The following is a 21,069-nucleotide window of genomic DNA, read 5'->3' as shown; positions in this document are numbered from 1 at the left end:
GCGCCAGGCCCTCACTGTGGGACGCGTATTCTACACATCCGATCTGCTTTAGCAAGCGCTTTTTCGCAGACTTTTTTGCTCTGAAACCCTTGTAAATCAAGGTGTTTCAGAACTCTCAACCACCTCTCGGCGATCTCGATAAGGGCGCGCATTATATCGAGCTCTTATCGCCTGGCAAGCTCTTTTTGAGAGCTTTTTTCAGGCTTGAAAACCAGGCTCCAAAAGCGTTGATCCTCAATCCTGATGGGCTGCCGGAGCCCCGGTCGACTTCTCGGCGCCGCTTGGCGACCCCGTCGAAGTGGCGCGCATTATAGCGACCGATCCGACCTTGGCAAGCTGTTTCTTGATTTTCTTTTCGAGGCAAAACTCTTTGAAAATCAGCAACTTATCCCGCCAACCTCGCCGCCTCTGCAGCGGTGAGGGCGCGAACTATACGACCCCCTCCCGTCTGCGGCAAGAACTTTTTTCAAGAAAGTCACAAAAGTCTTTGCGCGCCCTCTCCTCAGGTCTGGATCGCCCGACCCGAAGAATCATCAGGGGATTTCTTAAGAGTAGTATCGGCTGGGGCAAGTACCAAGTGCCCGGGGAAGATTAACCGGCCAGAGAGAGTGTCCGACCGGTTTTAGGGTATCAGTCTTTACCACTCTGATTACGATCGACATCAGCCGCCTTACCCACGGTTTCATCCGGCTCGACCTCGACAGTATCGGACGCGGCAACCGCAACCGCTTTGCGCTCGCGCATACGCTGCCAAACCCAGTACGCCGGACCCGAAAAAGTATAGAGCACTGCGAGAACCAGCAGGACCCTGGGTGGATCAATAGTCACAAGACTGAAGACCAAAATGATCGCCAGCATCATGACAAAGGGAACCCGACCCTTGAAATCGAGTTTCTTGAAGCTCGTATAGTGGAAGTTTGACACCATCAGTAAGCCCGCTGCCACAGTAACCAGTGCCGCAACGATGCCGAGACCGGCACCGGCCTCAATTTCGTGCCCAGCCCAAACCATACTCGCAACAATAGCCGCGGCAGTCGGACTCGCCAGGCCAATGAAAACCCCTTTATCGACGGTATCCACCTGCGTGTTGAACCGGGCCAGGCGCAGAGCTGCGCAGGCCGCGTAGAGGAACGCAGCCGCCCAGCCCAGCTTACCCAACGGGCCCAGTCCCCAGTTGAAGACAACCAGTGCGGGGGCCAGGCCAAACGAGACCATATCCGACAGGGAGTCATACTGAACCCCAAATGCACTTTGAGTGTCGGTCAATCGGGCCACCCGCCCATCCAGGCCGTCGAGAATCATGGCGGCAAAAATAGCAATGGCGGCAGCCTCGAAGTTGCCATTCATTCCGGCAATGATGGCATAGAAGCCACTGAACAGTGCGCCCGTGGTGATCAGGTTGGGAAGCAGGTAGACCCCTCTTGCGCGCACTTTCTTGCCGCTGGCAGAGACCTCTTCTTCAATATGTTCATCCACCGGCAGGCGAATTTCTTCATCAGTACGCGGGCTTTCAGCTGCCTGCGCGCCCTTGTTGTCGCTCATAGAGGCTCCGTATCAGGTTGTTATGCCAGCGAGTGTACAGTGGCCGCGAGGCAAAAAAAAAGCGGCGGGGCCCTGCTTTCGCAAAACCCCGCCGCTTTTACATCAGATCCGAATCAGTTATTGCCTTCGGTCTTGTCGATGATTTTGTTGGCCTTGATCCAGGGCATCATTGCACGCAGCTTGGCACCGACTTCTTCAATCTGGTGCTCACTGCCAATACGGCGCTCCGCTTTCAGGCGCGGCTGGCCGGCAAGGGACTCCAGCATGAAGTCTTTGGCGAACTTGCCGGTCTGGATGTCAGTCAACACGCGCTTCATTTCAGCTTTGGTTTCAGAAGTCACGATGCGCGGGCCGGTTACGTAGTCGCCATACTCCGCAGTGTTGGAGATAGAGTAGCGCATATCCGCGATACCGCCCTGATACATCAGGTCGACGATCAGCTTCAATTCATGCAGACACTCGAAGTAGGCCATTTCCGGCGCGTAGCCCGCTTCAACCAGGGTTTCAAAACCAGCCTGAACCAGTGCAGATACACCACCACACAATACTGCCTGCTCACCGAAAAGATCCGTTTCAGTCTCTTCACGGAAGTTGGTTTCAATGATGCCGGAGCGACCACCACCATTTGCAGAGGCATACGACAGGGCCAGCTCCTTCGCACTACCGGACGCGTTCTGATATACCGCGATCAGAGTAGGAACACCGCCCCCCTCCAGATAGGTGGAACGTACGGTGTGACCCGGCCCTTTCGGCGCGATCATGATTACATCAACGTCCTTCGGCGGCTCAATCAATTCAAAATGCACGTTAAAACCGTGGGCGAACGCCAATGCAGCACCAGCCTTCAGGTTCGGAGCTACCTGCTCGCGGTATACCGCCGCCTGGTACTCGTCCGGGGTCAGAATCATGACCACATCGGCGTCTTTTACTGCATCGGTCACTTCGGCAACGCGCAGGCCAGCCTTTTCTGCCTTGGCCCAGGAAGCGGAGCCTTTGCGCAGACCAACTACCACGTTGGCTACACCGGAATCCTTCAGGTTGTTGGCATGGGCATGGCCCTGGGAACCGTAACCGATGATGGCAACCGTCTTGGATTTGATCAGGGAAAGGTCACAATCTTTATCGTAATAAACGTGCATAACTTACTTCCTACGTATGTGTGCTAAATAAAGTATTTGCTGCTCACCGAGCAGCGATTGATTCATTGGCAATCAGATACTGAGTACTTTTTCACCCCGGGCAATACCCGACACCCCAGAACGCACCACTTCCATAATGGTGTGCTCGCCCAGTGCCTGTAAAAAAGCGTCGAGCTTCTCGCTGGTACCGGATACCTGTACGGTGTACATGTTGCTGGTGACATCAACGATCTGGCCACGGAAGATGTCAACGCTGCGTTTGACCTCGTCACGCTGGGCGCCAGTTGCACGCACCTTCACCAGTAAAAGTTCCCGCTCAATATGTGAACCTTCTGTCAGGTCCACGAGCTTCACCACATCGATCAACTTGTTCAGGTTCTTGGTGATCTGTTCGATCTTGTGGTCATCCCCGATGGTGGTCAGCGTCAGGCGCGACAGTGTCGCATCCTCGGTTGGCGCCACGGTGAGGCTTTCAATGTTGTAGCCCCGCTGGGAAAACAGGCCCACCACCCGCGACAATGCACCGGGTTCGTTCTCCATCAGAACTGAAATGATTCTGCGCATACTGTTTACCTTCCTTTACGTCCGTTCCGTCTTGCTCAGCCACATATCCCGCATGGAGCCATTCGGCATGACCTGCATGGGATACACGTGCTCGGACGGGTCGACATAAACATCGATAAACACGGTGCGATCCTTGATCGCAAATGCTTCCGACAGCTTGCCGTGAAGCTCGTCGCGATGCTCAATCTTCATTCCAAGGTGACCGTAGGCCTCCGCCAGTTTGATGAAGTCCGGAAGCGACTCCTCATATACACTGTTGGACAGGCGGCCTTCGTACTGCATTTCCTGCCACTGTTTCACCATGCCGAGAGCCTGGTTATTGAGGCACAGGATTTTTACCGGCAGGTGATACTGGGTCGCAGTAGACAACTCCTGGATACACATCTGGATGCTGCCCTCACCGGTGACACAGACCACCTCGGCATCGGGGTATGCCATCTTCACCCCCAGCGCCGCAGGCAGGCCGAAGCCCATGGTGCCGAGGCCTCCCGAGTTGATCCAGCGGCGGGGCTTGTCAAACAGATAGTACTGGGCAGCAAACATCTGGTGCTGGCCGACATCAGAGGTCACATAGGCGTCCCCCCCGGTAATCTCATGCACAGCACGAATAACTTCCTGCGGCATGATCATGTCGCCATCGGTACGGAAACGCGGCGCGGTATAAAGGCCGTGACGCTCACGCCAGTCATCAATCTGGCGCCACCAGTCCACAATCGCGGACTGGTCAGGCATCTCGTCTGAGGCCTTGAGCATTTCCAGCATATCGCTCAGGACGGACTGCACCGTACCTACGATCGGCACGTCAGCCGTGATCGTCTTGGAGATGGAAGCCGGATCCACATCGATATGGATAACCTTCGCACTGGGACAGAATTTGCCCGGGGTATTGGTCACGCGGTCATCGAAGCGCGCGCCCACCGCGAGGATCACATCCGCATGGTGCATCGCGGTATTGGCTTCAAAAGTACCGTGCATGCCGAGCATGCCCAGGAAGCGTTTGTCGGTACCCGGGTAGGCCCCCAGGCCCATCAGGGTGTTGGTCACCGGATAATTCAGGCGCTGCGCCAGCTCAGTAAGGAGCTCAGACCCATTGCCCTGCACTACACCGCCGCCGGCATAGATCACCGGGCGCTTGGCCGATAACAGAAGAGCCACCGCCTTGCGGATCTGTCCGGTATGCCCCTTGCCTGCAGGTGTGTAAGAGCGCATACGCAGCTTTTCCGGAAACTTGTACGGAAAGCGGTCAACCGGGTTAGTGACATCCTTGGGAATATCAATAACGACCGGTCCGGGACGGCCGGTGGACGCGATGTAAAACGCCTTTTTCACGATCGCGGGAATTTCTTCCGCGTTCTTGACCAGGAAGCTGTGCTTCACGATCGGCCGCGAGCAGCCCACCATGTCAGTTTCCTGAAATGCATCTTCGCCAATTTTATCGGTGGGCACCTGACCGGAAATCACCACCATCGGGATGGAGTCCATATACGCGGTGGCAATCCCGGTAATCGCATTGGTGGCTCCGGGACCGGAGGTCACCAGCACCACACCGGTCTTGCCGGTAGCACGCGCGTAACCGTCTGCGGCATGGGTTGCCCCCTGCTCGTGACGCACCAGAACATGCTTGATGCCCTTCTGCCGAAAGATGGCATCGTAAATATGAAGCGCCGAACCGCCAGGGTAACCGAATATCAGGTCTACCCCTTCATCCTGCAGCGCGCGAACCAACATATCGCCGCCGGAGAGTAATTCCACTTGAGCCCCCTCAATATCTTCCATTTTTTAGGATCCGCATCATCCTATAACTACAAATCAGCGCCGTGACGCGAAAGCCAGACGGCGATTCTAAAGGAAAAGCGGGATAAATATCAGCCTTTAACGCAGATTTAGTCCGTTTTTTAGGATAACTTCACGGTGACAGCAAACTGCGCGGATCCCGCCCGACAGCAGGGTCGGTACAAAACCGGGATCCAGGGCCTCCAGATGGGGAGGGCCTCCTCGGCAGGAGAAGGTGGGCGGTTAACCCACCGGAAAGGGTGCGACTCGCGGGGTGTTGCGGTGACATCTACTTCGCCGAGCGAACGGCAAATTGTGCAGCATGTACCCAAGCTGTCAATAGTCTGAGCAGTCACAATCCAAAATCAGCGGGATCCCCGGGAAAATTTCCGGCTGTGGCCACGTAAACTGTTAACTGGGTTGCTAGATGCCCACCCTCCACCGTTACAATGCCAACATGGCAAAGTCCGTCAACGAATAAAAGAATCACGACAACACAAGGTAGTTTCCATGCGTATCCTGTTCGCAACCCTGCTACTGGGGCTCGGCCTGTCCGCAGCGACCCAGGCAGACGGTATTTACAAATGGGTAGACGAGAATGGCGTGGTGCATTTCGGCTCGCAGCCACCAAAGGAAAAACAGGTAGAAGTGGTCAAGGCTCCCAAGTCCGCTCGCTACAAACAGTGGCAGCAGGCCCAGGAAGCACTGGCGGCGAAAGACCAGCCAGCCCCCGAGAGCCCGGAACAGAAGGCCCCGGCCCAAGCGGCAAAATCCAAAGCGCAGCAGGAACCGGAAGAGAACAAGGCCGAACTGGCCGCTCGCGCGCACCGCTGCAACTCTGCCCAGCAGCGCTTGCAGGAACTGCACAGCCACGCCCGAGTGCGGGAAGTTGATGCCAGTGGCAACTACCGGGTGTTGCCCGAGGAGGAACGCCAGCAGCGTATTCGGCAGGCCAAGCAGATCATGCAAGACAACTGCTGACCCCGGCCCGGTGCAAAGCGCAAAGGCCTACCAGACCTTTGCGCTGAACCGCGACTTCACCTTTGCCCCTCGCCCGCATCGAATTCCCTATCGGTGCCTCGTTCACCCAACGCGTAATCCCGCCCCAGATACAGATACATCGCAGGTACCACAAAAAGCGTAAACAGCGTGCCTATGGTCATTCCGGTGGCCACCACCAAGCCCATGGCAAAACGCGCCCCCCCCCCAGGGCCAGCGGCAACCAGCAGCGGAACCATAGCCAGAACCAGAGAAGCGGTGGTCATCAGGATTGGGCGCAGGCGAATGGAAGCCGCCTCCTCGATGGCCTCACGTTTGCTCCTGCCCTGCAATTGCAACTGGTTGGCAAACTCCACGATCAGGATACCGTGCTTGGAAATCACCCCGATCAGTGTCACCAGCCCGACCTGCGTGTATATATTCAGGGTAGTCAGGCCCAGGCTGACGAAAATCATCGCCCCGCACACACTCATGGGGACAGTAATCAGCATAATCAGGGGGTCACGCCAGGATTCAAACTGCGCGGCGAGCACCAGGTAGATAATGACCAGGGCAAAGAAAAACGTGAGCACCAGCTCCGAGCCCTCGTTCTTAAACTGGCGCGATTGGCCGGAATAGTCAGTGGAGTATTCCCGGGGCAGCACTTCGCGTGCGGCAGATTCAAGTACCCCCAGCGCCTCCCCCAAGGTAATCCCCGGGCGCGGAACCCCGGATATGGTTACAGCATTCAATTGCTGGAAACGCTTTAGCTGTTGCGGCTCCACGGACTCTCTGATCCGCACCAGGGTAGCAAGCGGTACCAGTTTGCCATCACCGGCGCGAATGTAATACTGCTCCAGCTGATCCCCCGTAAGCCGCTCCACCCGCTCCACCTGCGGAATGACCTTGTAGCTGCGGTTTTCGAGAGAAAAGCGGTTGGTATAGGCTCCGGACAACATGGCGCCGAGCTCGCGCGCGAGATCCGCCATACTCACACCAATGGACGCGGCCTTGTCGCGATCAATCACGACCGAGAGGCCGGGTTTGTCGAGTTTCAGATCGGTATCGAGAAAAATAAATTTCTTGCTGGCGAGGGCACGACCGAGAATTTCGGAGGAAAACCCGGCTAGGTTGGCAAGGGGTTCAGTGGAGCCGATGACAAACTCCACCGGCAGACGCCCCCCCACCGTGGGCAGGCTGGGCGGCACCACAGTAGCCACTTTCAAACCGGCTATTTGCGCCACTTCGCCGGCGATCAGCTGCTGCATTTCCTGAGTACTTTTATCCCTGTGCGTCCAGGAGGAAAGCACAAATCCGGCGATGGCGCTGCTGCTACTGTTGCCCGCACCTCCAACGCCATTCAGCAGGAAAAGGTTTTCAACCTCCGGGTGCCTGTCCTTGATCCCGTTGATCTGGTTCGTGTACTGCTCCACGTAATCGATCGTGGCAAAAGAATCTGCGCTGGCAATGCCCAGAACGAATCCGCGATCTTCTTTGGGTTCCAGTTCGGAAGGTGAGGAAACAAACAGGAAGTAACAGCTGGCCAGCACAATCAGGCCAAACACCAGAATGACGAGCCGTTCATTCAAGGCGCCGTGTAACCAGTGGCGATAACCGGCCTGCATGCCGTCGAGACGCTGCTGCAACCAGGCCTCAAACCGGTTGCCCCGTTTACCATCGCGGGCGCGCAACACTTTTGCAGCCATCATCGGCGACAGGGTGAGCGCGACCACCCCCGACAGCAACACCGCCCCAGCCAGCGAAAATGCAAATTCGATAAACAGCGTGCCGGTGAGGCCGCCGAGAAAGCCGATCGGCAGGTATACCGCGATCAGGGTGGTGGTCATGGCGACCACCGGCCACGCCAGTTCCCGCGCCCCCTTGATGGCGGCATCCTGCGGGGACATACCCTCCTCGATATGCCGATGCACGTTTTCCAGCACAATGATGGCATCGTCCACCACTATGCCGATGGCCAGCACCATCGCCAGTAACGTCAGCAGATTGATGGTAAAGCCCATCAACAGCATCAGGAACAGCGCTCCTACCAGCGAGAGAGGAACCGCTATTGCGGGGATGATCACACTGCGCAGGGAACCGAGAAACAGGTAGATCACGACAATTACGATTACCACTGCTTCCGCGATGGTCTTCACGACTTCATCAATGGAGTCCTGAATGTACTCGGTGCTGTCGTAAGGAATCTCTCCCAGCATTCCTTGCGGCAGCTGGGGAAAAATTTCATTGTCCAGCAAGTCCCGCACAACGGCGATCACATCCAGCGCATTGGCATCCGGTGCCACCTGTACGGCAACAAAGGTGGCAGATCGCCCGTTAAAGGTGACCGAGGTATCGTAGGATTCAGACCCCAGCTCAACCTCGGCAACATCCTGCAGGCGCACCAGCTGGTCACCCTCGGCTCGCACCACCAGATCCCGAAACTGCTGTTCGGAGGCGATATCCGTATCCGCCCGGATATCCATCGCCACCCGGGTACCCTTGGTGCTGCCCACAGCAGCCAACACATTGTTCTGGCGCAGCGCACTGCTCACATCCCCGGGAGTAACCCCGAGCGCCGCCATCTCCGCCGGCTTGAGCCAGATCCGCATGGCAAAGGTGCGATTGCCCAGCAATTCCGCGCGCTGCACCCCCGCCACGGTAGAAAGCTTGGGTTGTACAACACGGGTGATGTAATCCGTGATCTGATTGTTGTCGAGAAGGTCGGAAGAAAACGACAGGTACATGGCCGCAATCGTTTCACCAACGGCCAGGTCGACGGTAGGATCCTCGGATTCTATCGGCAATTCGCTGCGCAGCTTGTTTACCTTGGCCACGACCTGCGTCAGCACCTCGTTGGGATCATAATCCAGGCGCACATACGCCTGGATTACCGAAATCCCCTGCACGGTGGTCGATACCAGGTAATCGAGACCATCGGCGCTGGCAATTTCCTGCTCCAGTGGTGTAGTGATAAACCCCTGTACCAGATCCGCGTCAGCACCAACGTATACGGTGCTCACCGTAATTACCGCATTTTCCAGCTCGGGGTACTGGCGCACATTCAGCTCAAAGGCCGAACGCAGCCCGAGCAAAAAGATAAACAGGCTGACCACGCTGGCCAGCACCGGCTTGCGAATGAATATTTCGGTAAAGTTCACGCAGACATCCCTGTCAGCATTGCCCAAAGTGGGTCAGGCTCCAGCTCGGGCGCACTAACTGTTATCCGGTTGCGGATCCTTTTGCCGGGGCGGCGGGTTTTCGTTGTTGACGATCACTGCGCCCTCATTGCGCAGCTTCAGCAACCCACTGGTCGCCACCAATTCACCACCTTTGAGCCCCTCGACAATTTCAATCAGGTCTCCGCGCTCTTCACCGGTTTTTACAAACCGCTTCATGGCTACCAGCTCAGGCAGCTCCGATGAAGCACCACCGGTGGCGGCCGCGGGCTTCTGGATCACGAAAACGGCATTGCCGTAAGGTGCAAAACTGATCGCCGTCCGCGGTACCACCAGTACGTCGCGGGCTTTCTCCACTTTCACGACCACATCGGCAAACATACCCGGGCGCAGGCGGCGTTCGGCGTTTTCCAGTGTCGCCTGCAGCAGGAATGTGCGATTGCGGGGGTCGACGGCGGGATTAATGGCAGTGATACGGCCATCAAACTGCTGACCGGGTATGGCCGGTGCGGAAACAGTGATCGACATCCCCTCCCGCACGCGGGAAAAATCCTGCTCGGCAAGGGAGAAGTCCACATAAATCGGGTGCAGCTGTTGCAGTGAAACCACCGCATCCCCAGGCGAGACATTCTGCCCCAGATCGACCTGACGGATACCCAGCTGCCCGGAAAAGGGCGCGCGAATACTGCGCTCATTGATCGTCGCGCGCTGCACCGCCAGGTTGGCAATCACCTGATCCTGGGTAGCCTGGGCGCGATCCAGTTCCTGCAGGGTTGCCACGCCTTTTTTATACAGGGCGGATATACGCTTGAAATCCCGCTCCGCAAGCCGGCGCTCAGCTTCCAGCACTTCAATCTGCGCCGTTTCCGGTGCCGCGGTAAGCTCCATCAGCAGGTCACCTTTGTTGACCTGCTGACCGGACTCAAAATAAATCGCCTTGACCTCACCCTGGGCCTGGGTGGTGACATCCACGCCGTTGACCGCCCGCAGGCTGCCAACCGCGCTCAGGATGACCTGCCAGCGCTGGCGCTCGACAGGGGACGCGGTAATCGTGGCGGGCGGCAGGGACATGTTGTCGAACACCTTGTTCATCATGTACTTGCCGAACAGCTTGAAGCCGAAAATACCGCCGAACACCAGCAGGCAACCCAGCAGCATCCACAGCATGCGCCGGTTAAATATCTGCCGTGCCAGTGTCATACATCAGTTCCATTGATCCCCGCACGTCCCTGTGCAAATCGGGAAGACCCGCTATTTATGGAAAACGGCCTTGTCGCCTTCCAGCTCTGCGTGGATGGTATCCCCCGGTCCGAACTTGCCGGAAAGCACATCCTGGGCCAGCGGGTTTTCCAACCACATCTGTATGGCGCGCTTGAGCGGCCGCGCACCGTAGACCGGATCGAAACCCACATCCGCCAGTTTGTTCAGCAGCGGCTCCGCCACCTCCAGTTTCAGATCCCGGTCCGCCAGGCGCTTGCGCAGGTTCTGCAGCTGGATTTCTGCAATGGAGCGTACTTCAGCCCGATTCAACGGGTGGAATACCACGACCTCATCGATACGGTTGATGAATTCCGGGCGGAAATGCTGCCCCACCACATCCATGACCGCCGCTTTCATCTGCCGGTAGTGAATTTCGCTATCGACCTCGTCGTCATCGCGCGCGCTGGCGTATTTCTGAATCAGATCCGACCCCAGATTGGAGGTCATCACCACCACCGTGTTGCGGAAATCCACTGTGCGCCCCTGGCCATCCGTCAGGCGACCATCTTCAAGCACCTGCAGCAGGATATTGAACACATCCGGATGCGCCTTCTCGACTTCATCGAGCAGCAACACCGAGTAGGGCTTGCGGCGTACCGCCTCGGTCAGGTACCCCCCCTCTTCGTAACCCACATAACCGGGAGGCGCGCCGATGAGTCGGGCGACCGAGTGCTTCTCCATAAACTCCGACATGTCGATGCGCACCATGGCATCTTCCGTATCGAACAGGAATTGCGCCAGCGCCTTGCACAACTCGGTCTTGCCCACACCGGTGGGGCCGAGGAACAGGAAGGAGCCATTGGGTCGGTTGGGATCTGCAAGCCCGGCGCGGGAACGCCGCACCGCATTGGCCACGGCCTCGACCGCTTCGTCCTGGCCGATCACCCGGTTGTGCAGGGCGCCTTCCATTTTCAGCAGTTTTTCCCGCTCGCCTTCGAGCATTTTGGACACAGGAATACCGGTCCAGCGCGAAACCACTTCCGCCACTTCCTCGTCGGTGACGCGGTTGCGCAACAGCTGATTGTCACTGGTGTCCTTGCTTTCCGATGCCAGCCTGAGCTGTTCTTCCAGCTGCGGAATAACACCGTACTGGAGTTCCGACATGCGGGTCAGGTCGCCAGCGCGGCGCGCCGCGTCCATATCCAGCTTGGCCTGCTCCAGTTTGTTCTTGATGTCGGCACTGCCGGCGAGCTTGGCCTTTTCCGCTTTCCAGATTTCTTCCAGATCGGCGTATTCTTTTTCGATCTTGTCGATATCCTGTTCCAGCTTGTCCAAACGCTTTTTCGCGGCTTCGTCGTCCTTGTCTTTTTTCACCGCCTCACGTTCGATCTTGAGCTGGATCAGGCGACGCTCCAGTTTGTCCATTTCTTCCGGCTTGGAATCAATTTCCATACGGATGCGGCTGGCGGCCTCGTCGATCAGGTCAATCGCCTTGTCCGGCAGCTGGCGGTCGGTGATGTAGCGCTGGGACAGTTTGGTGGCGGCAATAATGGCCGAGTCGGTGATATCCACACCGTGGTGTACTTCATAGCGCTCTTTGAGGCCGCGCAGAATCGCGATGGTGTCTTCCTCGCTGGGTTCATCCACCAGCACTTTCTGGAAGCGTCGCTCCAGCGCAGCGTCTTTCTCGATGTACTTGCGATATTCGTCCAGCGTGGTGGCACCCACGCAATGCAGCTCACCGCGGGCCAGCGCGGGCTTCAGCATATTGCCCGCATCCATCGCGCCCTCGGCCTTGCCGGCGCCGACCATGGTGTGCAACTCATCGATAAAGAGGATTACGCGGCCTTCCTGCTTGGAAAGCTCATTCAGTACCGCTTTCAGTCGCTCTTCAAATTCACCGCGGAACTTGGCTCCGGCGAGTAATGAACCGAGATCCAGTGACAGCAGGCGCTTGTCCTTCAGCCCCTCCGGTACCTCGCCGTTTACAATACGCTGGGCCAGCCCCTCAACAATGGCAGTCTTGCCCACACCGGGCTCACCAATTAACACAGGGTTGTTTTTGGTGCGGCGCTGCAACACCTGGATAGTGCGGCGGATTTCATCATCGCGGCCGATCACCGGATCCAGCTTGCCCGCCTCGGCGCGCGCGGTGAGGTCGAGCGTGTATTTGTCCAGCGCCTGGCGGGCCTCCTCTGCCTGTGGGTCATTGACCTTTTCGTCACCGCGAATCTTGGTTATCGCATCTTGCAGGTGCTTCAGGTCTCCGTGGGCGTTGAGGATTCTGGAGACCTCACCCGCCGCCGGATCAAACGCCGCCAGCAATACGGTTTCACTGGCGATAAAGCTGTCGCCATTTTTCTGCGCTTTTTTGTCTGCAAGGTTGAACAGCCGCATCAGCTCCTGCGACATGCCCACATCGCCGGTCGGCGTGCCAACCGTCGGCAGGCTGTCGAGGCGCTTGGCGAGATCATTGCGCAGACCGTTGATATTGAAGCCGGCCTGGGACAGAAACGCGGTGGTGCTGCCGTTGGACTGATCGAGCAGCGCCTGCAGCAGGTGTTCGGGGTAAATCTGATTGTGGTCACGGCCCACGGCAATCGATTGCGCGTCGGCAATCGCGGCCTGCAACGGGTTGGTCATCCGGTCTATGCGCATTTTTTCTTACCCTCTCCTGATCATTGGCGCGCCGGACATAAAAGTAGGCGACGCGCGGTAACGCAATGACGAATACAGTCTAGTGCTGATCAGTTATTTGCGGGCGGACGGAGGGTTTTCAATACCCCCTCGAAAAGAAGGGGTATTTATTCGGCGGGCGTCGACATATTCACCCGACCTTGGGAGGGAGGCAGGTAGACAATCACGCGGGCAGGGTTTCGGATCCTGCCACAAGAAGAAAAAAGCGACATCATTCAAACCAGATGAGTGATGCCATGCGCCCGGTGTCGCCATCGCGACGGTAGGAAAAAAAAGCGTTCTCATCACTGACGGTGCAGCGGTCACCACCATAGATGTCGCTGACACCCAGTTCGGCGAGCTCGGCGCGACCAAGCGCGTAAATATCAGCGAGGAAATGCAAAGGCTTTTGCGCGTGAGGAACGAAGCACCTGGCAATCGCCTCCGCATGCTCCGCACTCATTGACGACTCAAACGCCGCTTCCAATACATCCACGCCACATTCGAATGCCTCCGGGCCAATCGCCGGGCCAAGCCACACCAGCAGATCCTCGGGAGCGCTCTTCATCGCATTCACGGTCTCCCGGATCACACCACCGGTAAGACCACGCCAACCGGCGTGAATGGCGGCGACTTCGGTGCCAGCGCGGTTGCTGATCAAAAGCGGCAGGCAATCGGCCGTAAGCACGGCACACACCACGCCCGCATCAGCGGTGAAACTCGCATCCGCGGTACGCACTTTGCCATCGGACTTTGCGACTACCGCCTTGTCACTGTGAATCTGCTCCAGCCACTGCGGAGGATTCGGCAAGCCCAGCTCATCGGCCAGCTGCGCACGGTTGGCAGCGACCGCGTCTTGGTCATCCCCCACATGATCGGCAAGATTGAACGCTGCATAGGCGCCCCTGCTGTGGCCGTCATTGCGCAGGGTAAAGTAAGCGCGCACATTGGCCGGTACTGGCCAGTCGGGAATCAGATAGTGTTCGGCAGCCATGTTTTGTCCTGTTATCGGGAAGCAGCCCGGTTTCGATCAGTGATTGTCGTCCCGCAGCAACTGGATAAGTTGCAGCATATCCTCGGGCATGGGCGCCGACCAGTGCATCGGCTCACCAGTCACGGGATGGTACAGCGCCAGTTCCGCTGCGTGCAGGGCCTGCCGGGGGAACTGTTGCAGAGCAGAAATCAGCTCCGGGTAAGCGCCGGGCGGAACCTTGCTGCGGCCGCCGTAGAGCGGATCGCCCACCAGGGGGTGGTGAATATGCGCCATATGTACCCGAATCTGGTGCGTGCGCCCGGTCTCCAGTTGGCAGCGAACCAGGGTTTGCGCCCGGTAACGCTCCTGCAGACGGTAGTGAGTAATCGCTTCCTTACCGCCAAAATCCAGCACGGCCATCTTCAGGCGGTTGGTACGGTGCCTGCCGATGGGTGCCTCTACCGTACCGCCGCCACTCAGGTTGCCCTGGACAATGGCATCGTACTGGCGGCTGACCGTGCGCTCCTTCAGCTGATCCACAAGATCCACCTGTGCCGGCAGGGTCTTGGCGACCACCATCAGGCCGGTGGTGTCTTTGTCCAGGCGGTGGACGATACCCGCTCGAGGGATGTTCTGTTGCCCGGGACAGTGCGCCAGGAGGCCATTCAGCAGAGTTCCATCCGGATTGCCGGCCGCGGGGTGCACAACAAGGCCGGCGGGCTTGTTGATCACCAGCAGGTCGTCATCTTCGTAGACGATGTCCAGGGCCATCTCCTGCGCCTGCCATTCCCCCTGCGGTTCCAGCTCGGCCCGCAACTGGAGCTGTTCGCCGCCATACAGCTTGTCTTTGGGCTTGGCGGTGCGCCCATCGACGGTGAGCTGCCCCCCCTTTATCCACGCCTGCAGGCGGGCACGGGAGTAGTCAGGGATCAAATCGGCTGCGATCTGGTCAAACCTCTGGCCGGCATACTCTGCCGGCACCTGGATATCGATATGTATTTGATTGCTCATCAGACGCGGTCTAATACTTTGGGCTGGACTGGCACTATGGTTAAATAGCTGCCCTTCAGCCCCCGGTGAATTTAAAAGGGCGGCTAGTTTAATAAGGTTGAGACAAATAATGATAGAGCGAGGGGCTATGCAGGCCTGGAAAACTCTGTGGCTGGCACTGCTGGCGGTACTGATGACAGCCTGCGCCAGCACGGACGAAGAGCAAGAGGGCCTGCCCTCTGGTAACCGTACCGAACAGGCATTTTACGAAGCGGCCCAGCGCCAGCTGAAATCCAGCCAGTGGGAGCTGGCCATCAAGAATCTGCGTGCCCTGGAGGACAACTTTCCGTTCGGTAACTACGCCGAACAGGCGCAACTCGAACTGATCTACGCCTACTACCGCGACTATCAGAACGACGCAGCCATCTCCGCGGCGGATCGCTTTATCCGCCTGCACCCGCAGCATCGCAATGTGGATTACGCCTATTACATGAAGGGGCTGGCCTCCTTCACCGAGGGCAGCGGCCTGTTTGAGCGTTTTCTGCCTACCGACATGACCCGCCGTGATCCGGGTTCTGCGCGCGAGTCTTTCGCGTACTTTTCCCAGCTGATGGCTCGCTACCCGGATAGCCGCTATGCGCCGGACGCGCAGAAGCGCATGATCCACCTGCGCAACCTGCTGGCGCGCTATGAAATCCACGTAGCCAACTACTACTTCAAGCGCGGTGCCTACCTGGCAGCGGCGAATCGCGGACGCTTTGTGGTCGAGAACTTCCAGCAGACCCCCGCGGTTCCGGATGCGCTGGCAGTGATGGTGCAGGCATACCACCTGCTCGAAATGCCGCAACTGGAAGCCAATTCACTCGCCGTGCTGCGCACCAACTACCCGCATCACCCGGCCTTTGAAAACGATGGCACGTTTAACTACAAGTACTATGCCGGCGCCAGTGACCGCAGCCTCATTCACTGGGTCACCCTGGGTCTGTTCGAGAAATCAGACCCCCGCGGTTTCGACAGCCGCGAGCTGTACAACGCCGAATACCGTCAGGAAGACGCGCCGCTGCCACCGGAGCTATAAGGCCCGGTCAGCAGGCGAACAAAAAAGCCCCGCAATGCGGGGCTTTTTTGTATCTGGCGGTACTGTGGGTGCCGCTTTAGGTTGGTTGCCGACTCTCGCAAGCCGGCTTCCACCGCGCTCGCCCGGTTACTCCCCAGCCTTCCAGCCATTGGTGATCGGGTAACGGCGGTCGCGCCCGAAGCCCCGCTCTGAGATCCGCACACCGACGGGCGCCTGGCGGCGCTTGTATTCATTGCGATCCACCAGTCGCACCACCCGCATCACGGTCTCCTCGTCGAAGCCCTGTGCGATGATATACGCCGCGCTGTGGTCGTGATCGATGTACAGGCTCAGAATCTGGTCGAGGATTTCGTAGGGCGGCAAACTGTCAGAATCCACCTGATCCGGCGCCAGTTCAGCGCTGGGCGGGCGGGTAATCACGGTTTCCGGGATCACTTCAGAAATGGTATTGCGGTACCGGGACAACGCGAACACAAGCACCTTGGGCACATCCTTGAGCGCGTTGTAGCCACCCACCATGTCCCCGTAGAGCGTGGCGTAACCCACCGACATCTCACTCTTGTTGCCTGTGGTCAGCACCATGAAGCCTTTCTTGTTGGAGATGGCCATCAGCAGCATGCCGCGCGCACGCGCCTGCAGGTTTTCCTCGGTGGTGTCCCGCTCGCTGCCGGCAAACTCGCTCTCCAGCGCCGTCATGGCGGCATCGAAGATACCTTCGATACTGATGACACGGTAATGGATCCCCAGGCGGCGCGCCTGATCCTCGGCATCATTTTTGGACAGGTCCGAAGTGTAGCGGAAGGGCATCATCACCGCCTCCACCCGGTCGGGCCCCAGCGCATCAACCGCTATTGCCAGCGTCAATGCCGAGTCGATGCCGCCGGACAGCCCAAGCACCACCCCCTTAAAGCCGTTTTTATTCACGTAATCCCGCACCCCGAGCACCAGCGCCTGGTAGACCGAGGCCAGGTCTTCCAATGGTCGGGCATCGTTGCCCGGTTGCAGGCGCACGCCGCCCTCTTCAGCGACGACAGTGACCGGCAACAGGCTTTCGATAAACTCCGGCGCGCGCGCGCGCAGGTCGCCGTTGGCGTCGACGGCAAAGGATCCTCCGTCAAACACCAGTTCATCCTGACCACCGACAGAGTTCACGTAAACGATCGGCATATTGCCCGCTTGCGCCTGGCGCCCCAGCAGTGCAAGGCGCTGCTGGGCTTTGCCACGATGGAATGGGGAGGCATTGATATTGAGCATCAGCCGGGCGCCGGCTCGCTCGGCCTGCATCACCGGCTCCGGGTGCCAGATGTCTTCGCAAATCGTGATCGCGGTGGGAATGCCCTTGATATCCACCACACACGGCTGGTCGCCGGGCACGAAATAGCGCAGCTCGTCGAATACCTGGTAATTGGGCAGCTTCTGCTTTGCGTATTCCGCGACCAACTCGCCATCCTGGATAAGACCGGCCATGTTCAATACTGCACCAGCCACCACCCGTGGATAACCGATCAGCACCGCGCAGGGCAAATCCGCCTGCTTCAGCTGTGCCAGTGCCGCGTCTATCCGTTTTTGCATACTCGGGCGCAGCAGCAGATCCTCCGGCGGATAGCCGCACAGCGTCAGCTCTGGGAACAGCACCAGATCTGCGCCGTGCTCCCGATGGGCGCGCCGGGCGACTTCGACCACTTGGTCAGTATTGCCGGGGATATCCCCCACCAGCAGATTGATTTGCGCCAGTACTAGCTGCAAAGTAGACATCTTTTTACCCCATTGAACTGAGGCGGCTATTGTAGCCGCGCCAGTCGGGTGCACAACAACAGCACTCCCAGACATCGTATAACGAGAATAAATTTTGACCAGCGCGAGCTCCAGCCAATCAGCGCAAGACGCCCCAATCCCTATTCTGCCGTCGACACCCACGAGTTCTGGCTTTGGCGGCGGTAACCTGCACCTGCGCCAGAGAGATCTCCTGCGTATTTATGCCTGGTATCGCGTTGCCATCGCCCTGATTCTGCTCACATTGTTTATCAGCGGTGTAAGCCGCGGCACAGTAGGCACCCTTTTTCCGGCACTGTACCTGAATACCGCCGTCACCTATTCGGTGCTCAATATACTGTGGCTGGCCTACCTGTTCCGCACTGGCTTCCACGCCTCGCCGCGACGCATTGGCAGTATTCTCGGCTGCGACGTGATCACTTTCCTGCTCCTGATTCAGGCCAGCGGGGGACTCGGCTCCGGCGTCGGCTACCTGCTGCTCACTACCTGCGCAGTGGGATCGCTGCTACTGGATCGGCGAATGGGGGCCTTCCTCGCGGCCATCGTGAGTATTGCTGTCATCGGACAGCAGGTGGCGGGCATGGTGTTGGGCACGGCTGAAACCCGGGATGTTGTATCTGCCGGCAGCCTGGGTGTACTGCTGTTCACCTCGGTCAGCGCCCTGCAATACCTGTCTGGCCATATTCGCCTCGCGAACCGGAAAGCGGAGCGGGTTCGCCAGCAAGCGGCTCACCTGCAGCGCCTTACCCAACAGATTGTTGCCCAAATGCGTACCGGTGTACTGGTGCTCGACCGGCACGACAAAATCGAACTGGTCAACCGCGCCGCCCAGCAGTTACTGGGCAATCAGCAACACGCCGGCGATACCATCGAGCAACCATTACGCAGAGAAATTGATGTCCTGCGCAGCGACACCAGCCAAAAGCACCGACTGGTTCGCGGCGCCGGTAATAGCGAACTTAAACTGAGCCACACGAAACTCCCTCCCGGCCCCGGTTCCAGCACACTGGTCTTTATCGAAGACAACCGAAAACTGACGCAACAGGCCCAACAGCTAAAACTCGCCTCACTTGGCCGCCTCACGGGTTCCATCGCCCACGAGGTTCGCAACCCCCTGGGAGCAATCAGTCACGCTGCGCAGCTACTCGCCGAATCGGAACAAATCTCCGATGAGGATCGGCGACTCACCGAGATAATCTGCCGCCACAGTCAACGCGTAAACCAGATTATTGAAAATGTCATGCAGCTTTCCCGCAGAAAAGAAGCCAGCACACAGCGGCTCGACCTGTGCCATTGGCTGCCTCAGTTTATTGAAGACTACCGCCGGGGGGCACCGGAGGATGCACAGATCACCGTTTCCCTCGGGAGTGGACCGGTGATGGCCCGCTTTGCACCGGATCAGCTTGCACAGGTTCTCACAAACCTGTGTAACAATGCCCTGCACCATTCGCGCTCGACCACCGGCAGGCGCGAGGTGGAACTGCGTGTGGAATATTTGCCGCAGCGGGCATGTGCACGACTGGAAGTCCTCGACAAAGGCCGGGGGGTTGCGGAGGAGCACAGAGACCAGATCTTTGAGCCATTCTTCACCACGGAAGCCAATGGTGCCGGCCTCGGCCTGTACATTGCCCGCGAGCTGTGTGAAGCCGTTCGCGCGAATATTTACTATTGCCGCAGCGACGACAAACGCAGCTGCTTCCGGGTAGAATTTTCCAGCGCCGACCAGGTGTTTTAAGTCTTCACGTAATCAAAATAATTCCAATACATAAGCTGTAAGCCATGCCAGAACGCCAACCCCTAGCCTTGGTTGTCGATGACGAACCGGACATCTGCGATCTGCTGTCCATGACGCTGCATCGTATGAAAGTGCGGGCTGACATTGCCATGTCCGTCGCTGAAGCCAGCCGGCGACTGCAGGAAAAACAGTATGATTTCTGCCTGACGGATATGAAGCTGCCGGACGGTGATGGCCTGCAACTGGTCGAGGAAATTCAAAGGCGCGCGCCCGATCGCGCCCTCCCCGTCGCGGTATTGACGGCCCACGGCAATATGGACACCGCGATCACGGCACTGAAACTCGGCGCATTCGATTTTGTCAGCAAGCCGGTTAATCTGGAGCGTCTGCGCTCACTGGTACAGCTCGCCCTGAAACTTCGGCAAGAGAACACAGCGCCACCAGCAGAGTTCCCCGCCGCGTTACTGGGGCAGTCCTCGGCAATACAAAACCTGCGGGCGCAAATCGAAAAAGTTGCGCATAGCAATGCGCCAATTCTTGTCTACGGAGAATCGGGCTCCGGCAAGGAATTAACAGCCAGAACCATTCACTCGCGCAGCCCCCGAGCCGAACGCCCATTTATCACAGCGACCTGCAGTACGATCCCCCAAGAACAATTGGACGCTGTTTTATTTGGCTCGCGAGAGCCTGGCGAAATAAAAACAGGGCTAATTGAACAGGCCAATGGCGGCAGCCTGCTGCTGGAGGACATTACCGAACTGCCACTGGATATCCAGCTCAAGTTACTACAGGCGCTGCAGGAAAAATGCGTGCGCCCGGTTAACTCCGCAGACGAGATACCATTCGATACCCGTATACTGAGCACCACCAGTACGTTACTCGCCCACGAAGTATCATCCGGGCGCTTTCGCAGTGATCTCTACTACCGTATCAGCGTCATAGAGCTCGCCGTTCCCGCCCTGCGAAATCGTCCGGAAGATATTCCGCTGCTCGCCCGCAGCACAATGCGCGGAATTGCCGCACGCACCGGCCATCCTACGCCGAGGATCTCGCAAGAGGCACTGGCGGCGCTGCAGGGGTATCCCTTTCCGGGAAACCTTCCGCAGCTGGAAAACATTCTCGAACGCGCCCACGTGCTTTGCGACAGCAACACAATCAAGGCCGAGCACCTTCAACTCGATTCGTACGCCTGTTCCGCGACAGCTGACGATGCCCAACACAATGCGGCTGTCTCACCCGAGACTTCCCGTTATACACCGGTAATCCACCCCGAGAAACTCACCATCTCTCCGATAAATTCACTGGATGAGCTACTGGAGAATATTGAGCGCCAGTCAATCGAGGACGCGCTTGCCGAGACCGGATGGAATAAAACAGCAGCCGCGGAAAAATTGGGGATCACCTTCCGCTCTCTGCGCTACCGCCTGAAAAAACTGGGGCTGGAAGCGTAGCAACAAGTGGAACAACAGTGC

14 protein-coding genes are annotated in these 21,069 nt (G+C 58.0%); 4 read left to right on the top strand and 10 right to left on the bottom strand.

Annotation, left to right across the window (positions count from 1 at the left end):
* Nucleotides 1-630 precede the first annotated feature (630 nt).
* From pssA to ACNKU7_RS17345, 4 genes are all read right to left on the bottom strand, one after another.
* Nucleotides 631-1,542 (bottom strand): CDP-diacylglycerol--serine O-phosphatidyltransferase, encoded by a 912-nt coding sequence (gene pssA / locus ACNKU7_RS17360; protein WP_418298251.1) that lies wholly within the window; start codon nucleotides 1,540-1,542, stop codon nucleotides 631-633.
* Nucleotides 1,543-1,655: 113 nt separating this feature from the next.
* Nucleotides 1,656-2,681, bottom strand: a complete 1,026-nt coding sequence (gene ilvC / locus ACNKU7_RS17355) for a ketol-acid reductoisomerase (RefSeq protein WP_418298250.1) — start codon at nucleotides 2,679-2,681, stop codon at nucleotides 1,656-1,658.
* Between the two features lie 72 nt (nucleotides 2,682-2,753).
* Complete coding sequence (ilvN, locus tag ACNKU7_RS17350; RefSeq protein WP_418298249.1) at nucleotides 2,754-3,245, bottom strand: acetolactate synthase small subunit; 492 nt, start codon at nucleotides 3,243-3,245, stop codon at nucleotides 2,754-2,756.
* Nucleotides 3,246-3,260: 15 nt separating this feature from the next.
* The gene (locus tag ACNKU7_RS17345) at nucleotides 3,261-4,997 is read right to left on the bottom strand and encodes an acetolactate synthase 3 large subunit (RefSeq protein ID WP_418298253.1); all 1,737 of its coding nucleotides are present in this window, start codon (nucleotides 4,995-4,997) and stop codon (nucleotides 3,261-3,263) included.
* A 531-nt stretch (nucleotides 4,998-5,528) separates the two neighbouring features.
* On the opposite strand from ACNKU7_RS17345, the gene ACNKU7_RS17340 reads away from it, so the two are divergent.
* A complete protein-coding gene (locus tag ACNKU7_RS17340) occupies nucleotides 5,529-5,999 on the top strand; it encodes a DUF4124 domain-containing protein (RefSeq protein WP_418298248.1) in 471 nt (156 codons plus the stop codon).
* A gap of 56 nt (nucleotides 6,000-6,055) precedes the next feature.
* On the opposite strand, the gene ACNKU7_RS17335 is transcribed toward ACNKU7_RS17340, so the two are convergent.
* From ACNKU7_RS17335 to rluD, 5 genes are all read right to left on the bottom strand, one after another.
* Entirely contained in the window at nucleotides 6,056-9,154 is a 3,099-nt protein-coding gene (locus ACNKU7_RS17335; protein ID WP_418298247.1) for an efflux RND transporter permease subunit, read from the bottom strand.
* A 54-nt stretch (nucleotides 9,155-9,208) separates the two neighbouring features.
* The gene (locus ACNKU7_RS17330) at nucleotides 9,209-10,372 is read right to left on the bottom strand and encodes an efflux RND transporter periplasmic adaptor subunit (RefSeq protein ID WP_418298246.1); all 1,164 of its coding nucleotides are present in this window, start codon (nucleotides 10,370-10,372) and stop codon (nucleotides 9,209-9,211) included.
* 51 nt (nucleotides 10,373-10,423) lie between these two features.
* Complete coding sequence (gene clpB / locus ACNKU7_RS17325; RefSeq protein ID WP_418298245.1) at nucleotides 10,424-13,030, bottom strand: ATP-dependent chaperone ClpB; 2,607 nt, start codon at nucleotides 13,028-13,030, stop codon at nucleotides 10,424-10,426.
* 250 nt (nucleotides 13,031-13,280) lie between these two features.
* The gene (gene pgeF / locus ACNKU7_RS17320; RefSeq protein ID WP_418298244.1) at nucleotides 13,281-14,042 is read right to left on the bottom strand and encodes a peptidoglycan editing factor PgeF; all 762 of its coding nucleotides are present in this window, start codon (nucleotides 14,040-14,042) and stop codon (nucleotides 13,281-13,283) included.
* Between the two features lie 36 nt (nucleotides 14,043-14,078).
* Entirely contained in the window at nucleotides 14,079-15,032 is a 954-nt protein-coding gene (rluD, locus tag ACNKU7_RS17315) for a 23S rRNA pseudouridine(1911/1915/1917) synthase RluD (RefSeq protein ID WP_418298243.1), read from the bottom strand.
* Between the two features lie 127 nt (nucleotides 15,033-15,159).
* Here rluD and ACNKU7_RS17310 point away from each other — a divergent pair, with 127 nt between their 5' ends.
* A complete protein-coding gene (locus tag ACNKU7_RS17310) occupies nucleotides 15,160-16,089 on the top strand; it encodes an outer membrane protein assembly factor BamD (RefSeq protein ID WP_418298242.1) in 930 nt (309 codons plus the stop codon).
* Between the two features lie 126 nt (nucleotides 16,090-16,215).
* On the opposite strand, the gene ACNKU7_RS17305 is transcribed toward ACNKU7_RS17310, so the two are convergent.
* Entirely contained in the window at nucleotides 16,216-17,844 is a 1,629-nt protein-coding gene (locus ACNKU7_RS17305) for an NAD+ synthase (protein ID WP_418298241.1), read from the bottom strand.
* A 94-nt stretch (nucleotides 17,845-17,938) separates the two neighbouring features.
* On the opposite strand from ACNKU7_RS17305, the gene ACNKU7_RS17300 reads away from it, so the two are divergent.
* Both ACNKU7_RS17300 and ACNKU7_RS17295 read left to right on the top strand, forming a co-directional pair.
* Complete coding sequence (locus ACNKU7_RS17300; RefSeq protein WP_418298240.1) at nucleotides 17,939-19,597, top strand: sensor histidine kinase; 1,659 nt, start codon at nucleotides 17,939-17,941, stop codon at nucleotides 19,595-19,597.
* A 44-nt stretch (nucleotides 19,598-19,641) separates the two neighbouring features.
* Nucleotides 19,642-21,048, top strand: a complete 1,407-nt coding sequence (locus ACNKU7_RS17295) for a sigma-54-dependent transcriptional regulator (protein WP_418298239.1) — start codon at nucleotides 19,642-19,644, stop codon at nucleotides 21,046-21,048.
* Nucleotides 21,049-21,069 lie beyond the last annotated feature (21 nt).

The sequence above is a fragment of the Microbulbifer weihaiensis genome (genome assembly GCF_048323715.1).
Lineage (GTDB): Bacteria > Pseudomonadota > Gammaproteobacteria > Pseudomonadales > Cellvibrionaceae > Microbulbifer.
Note: the sequence above shows the minus strand (reverse complement) of the source record. Positions and strands in the feature narration are given on the sequence as shown.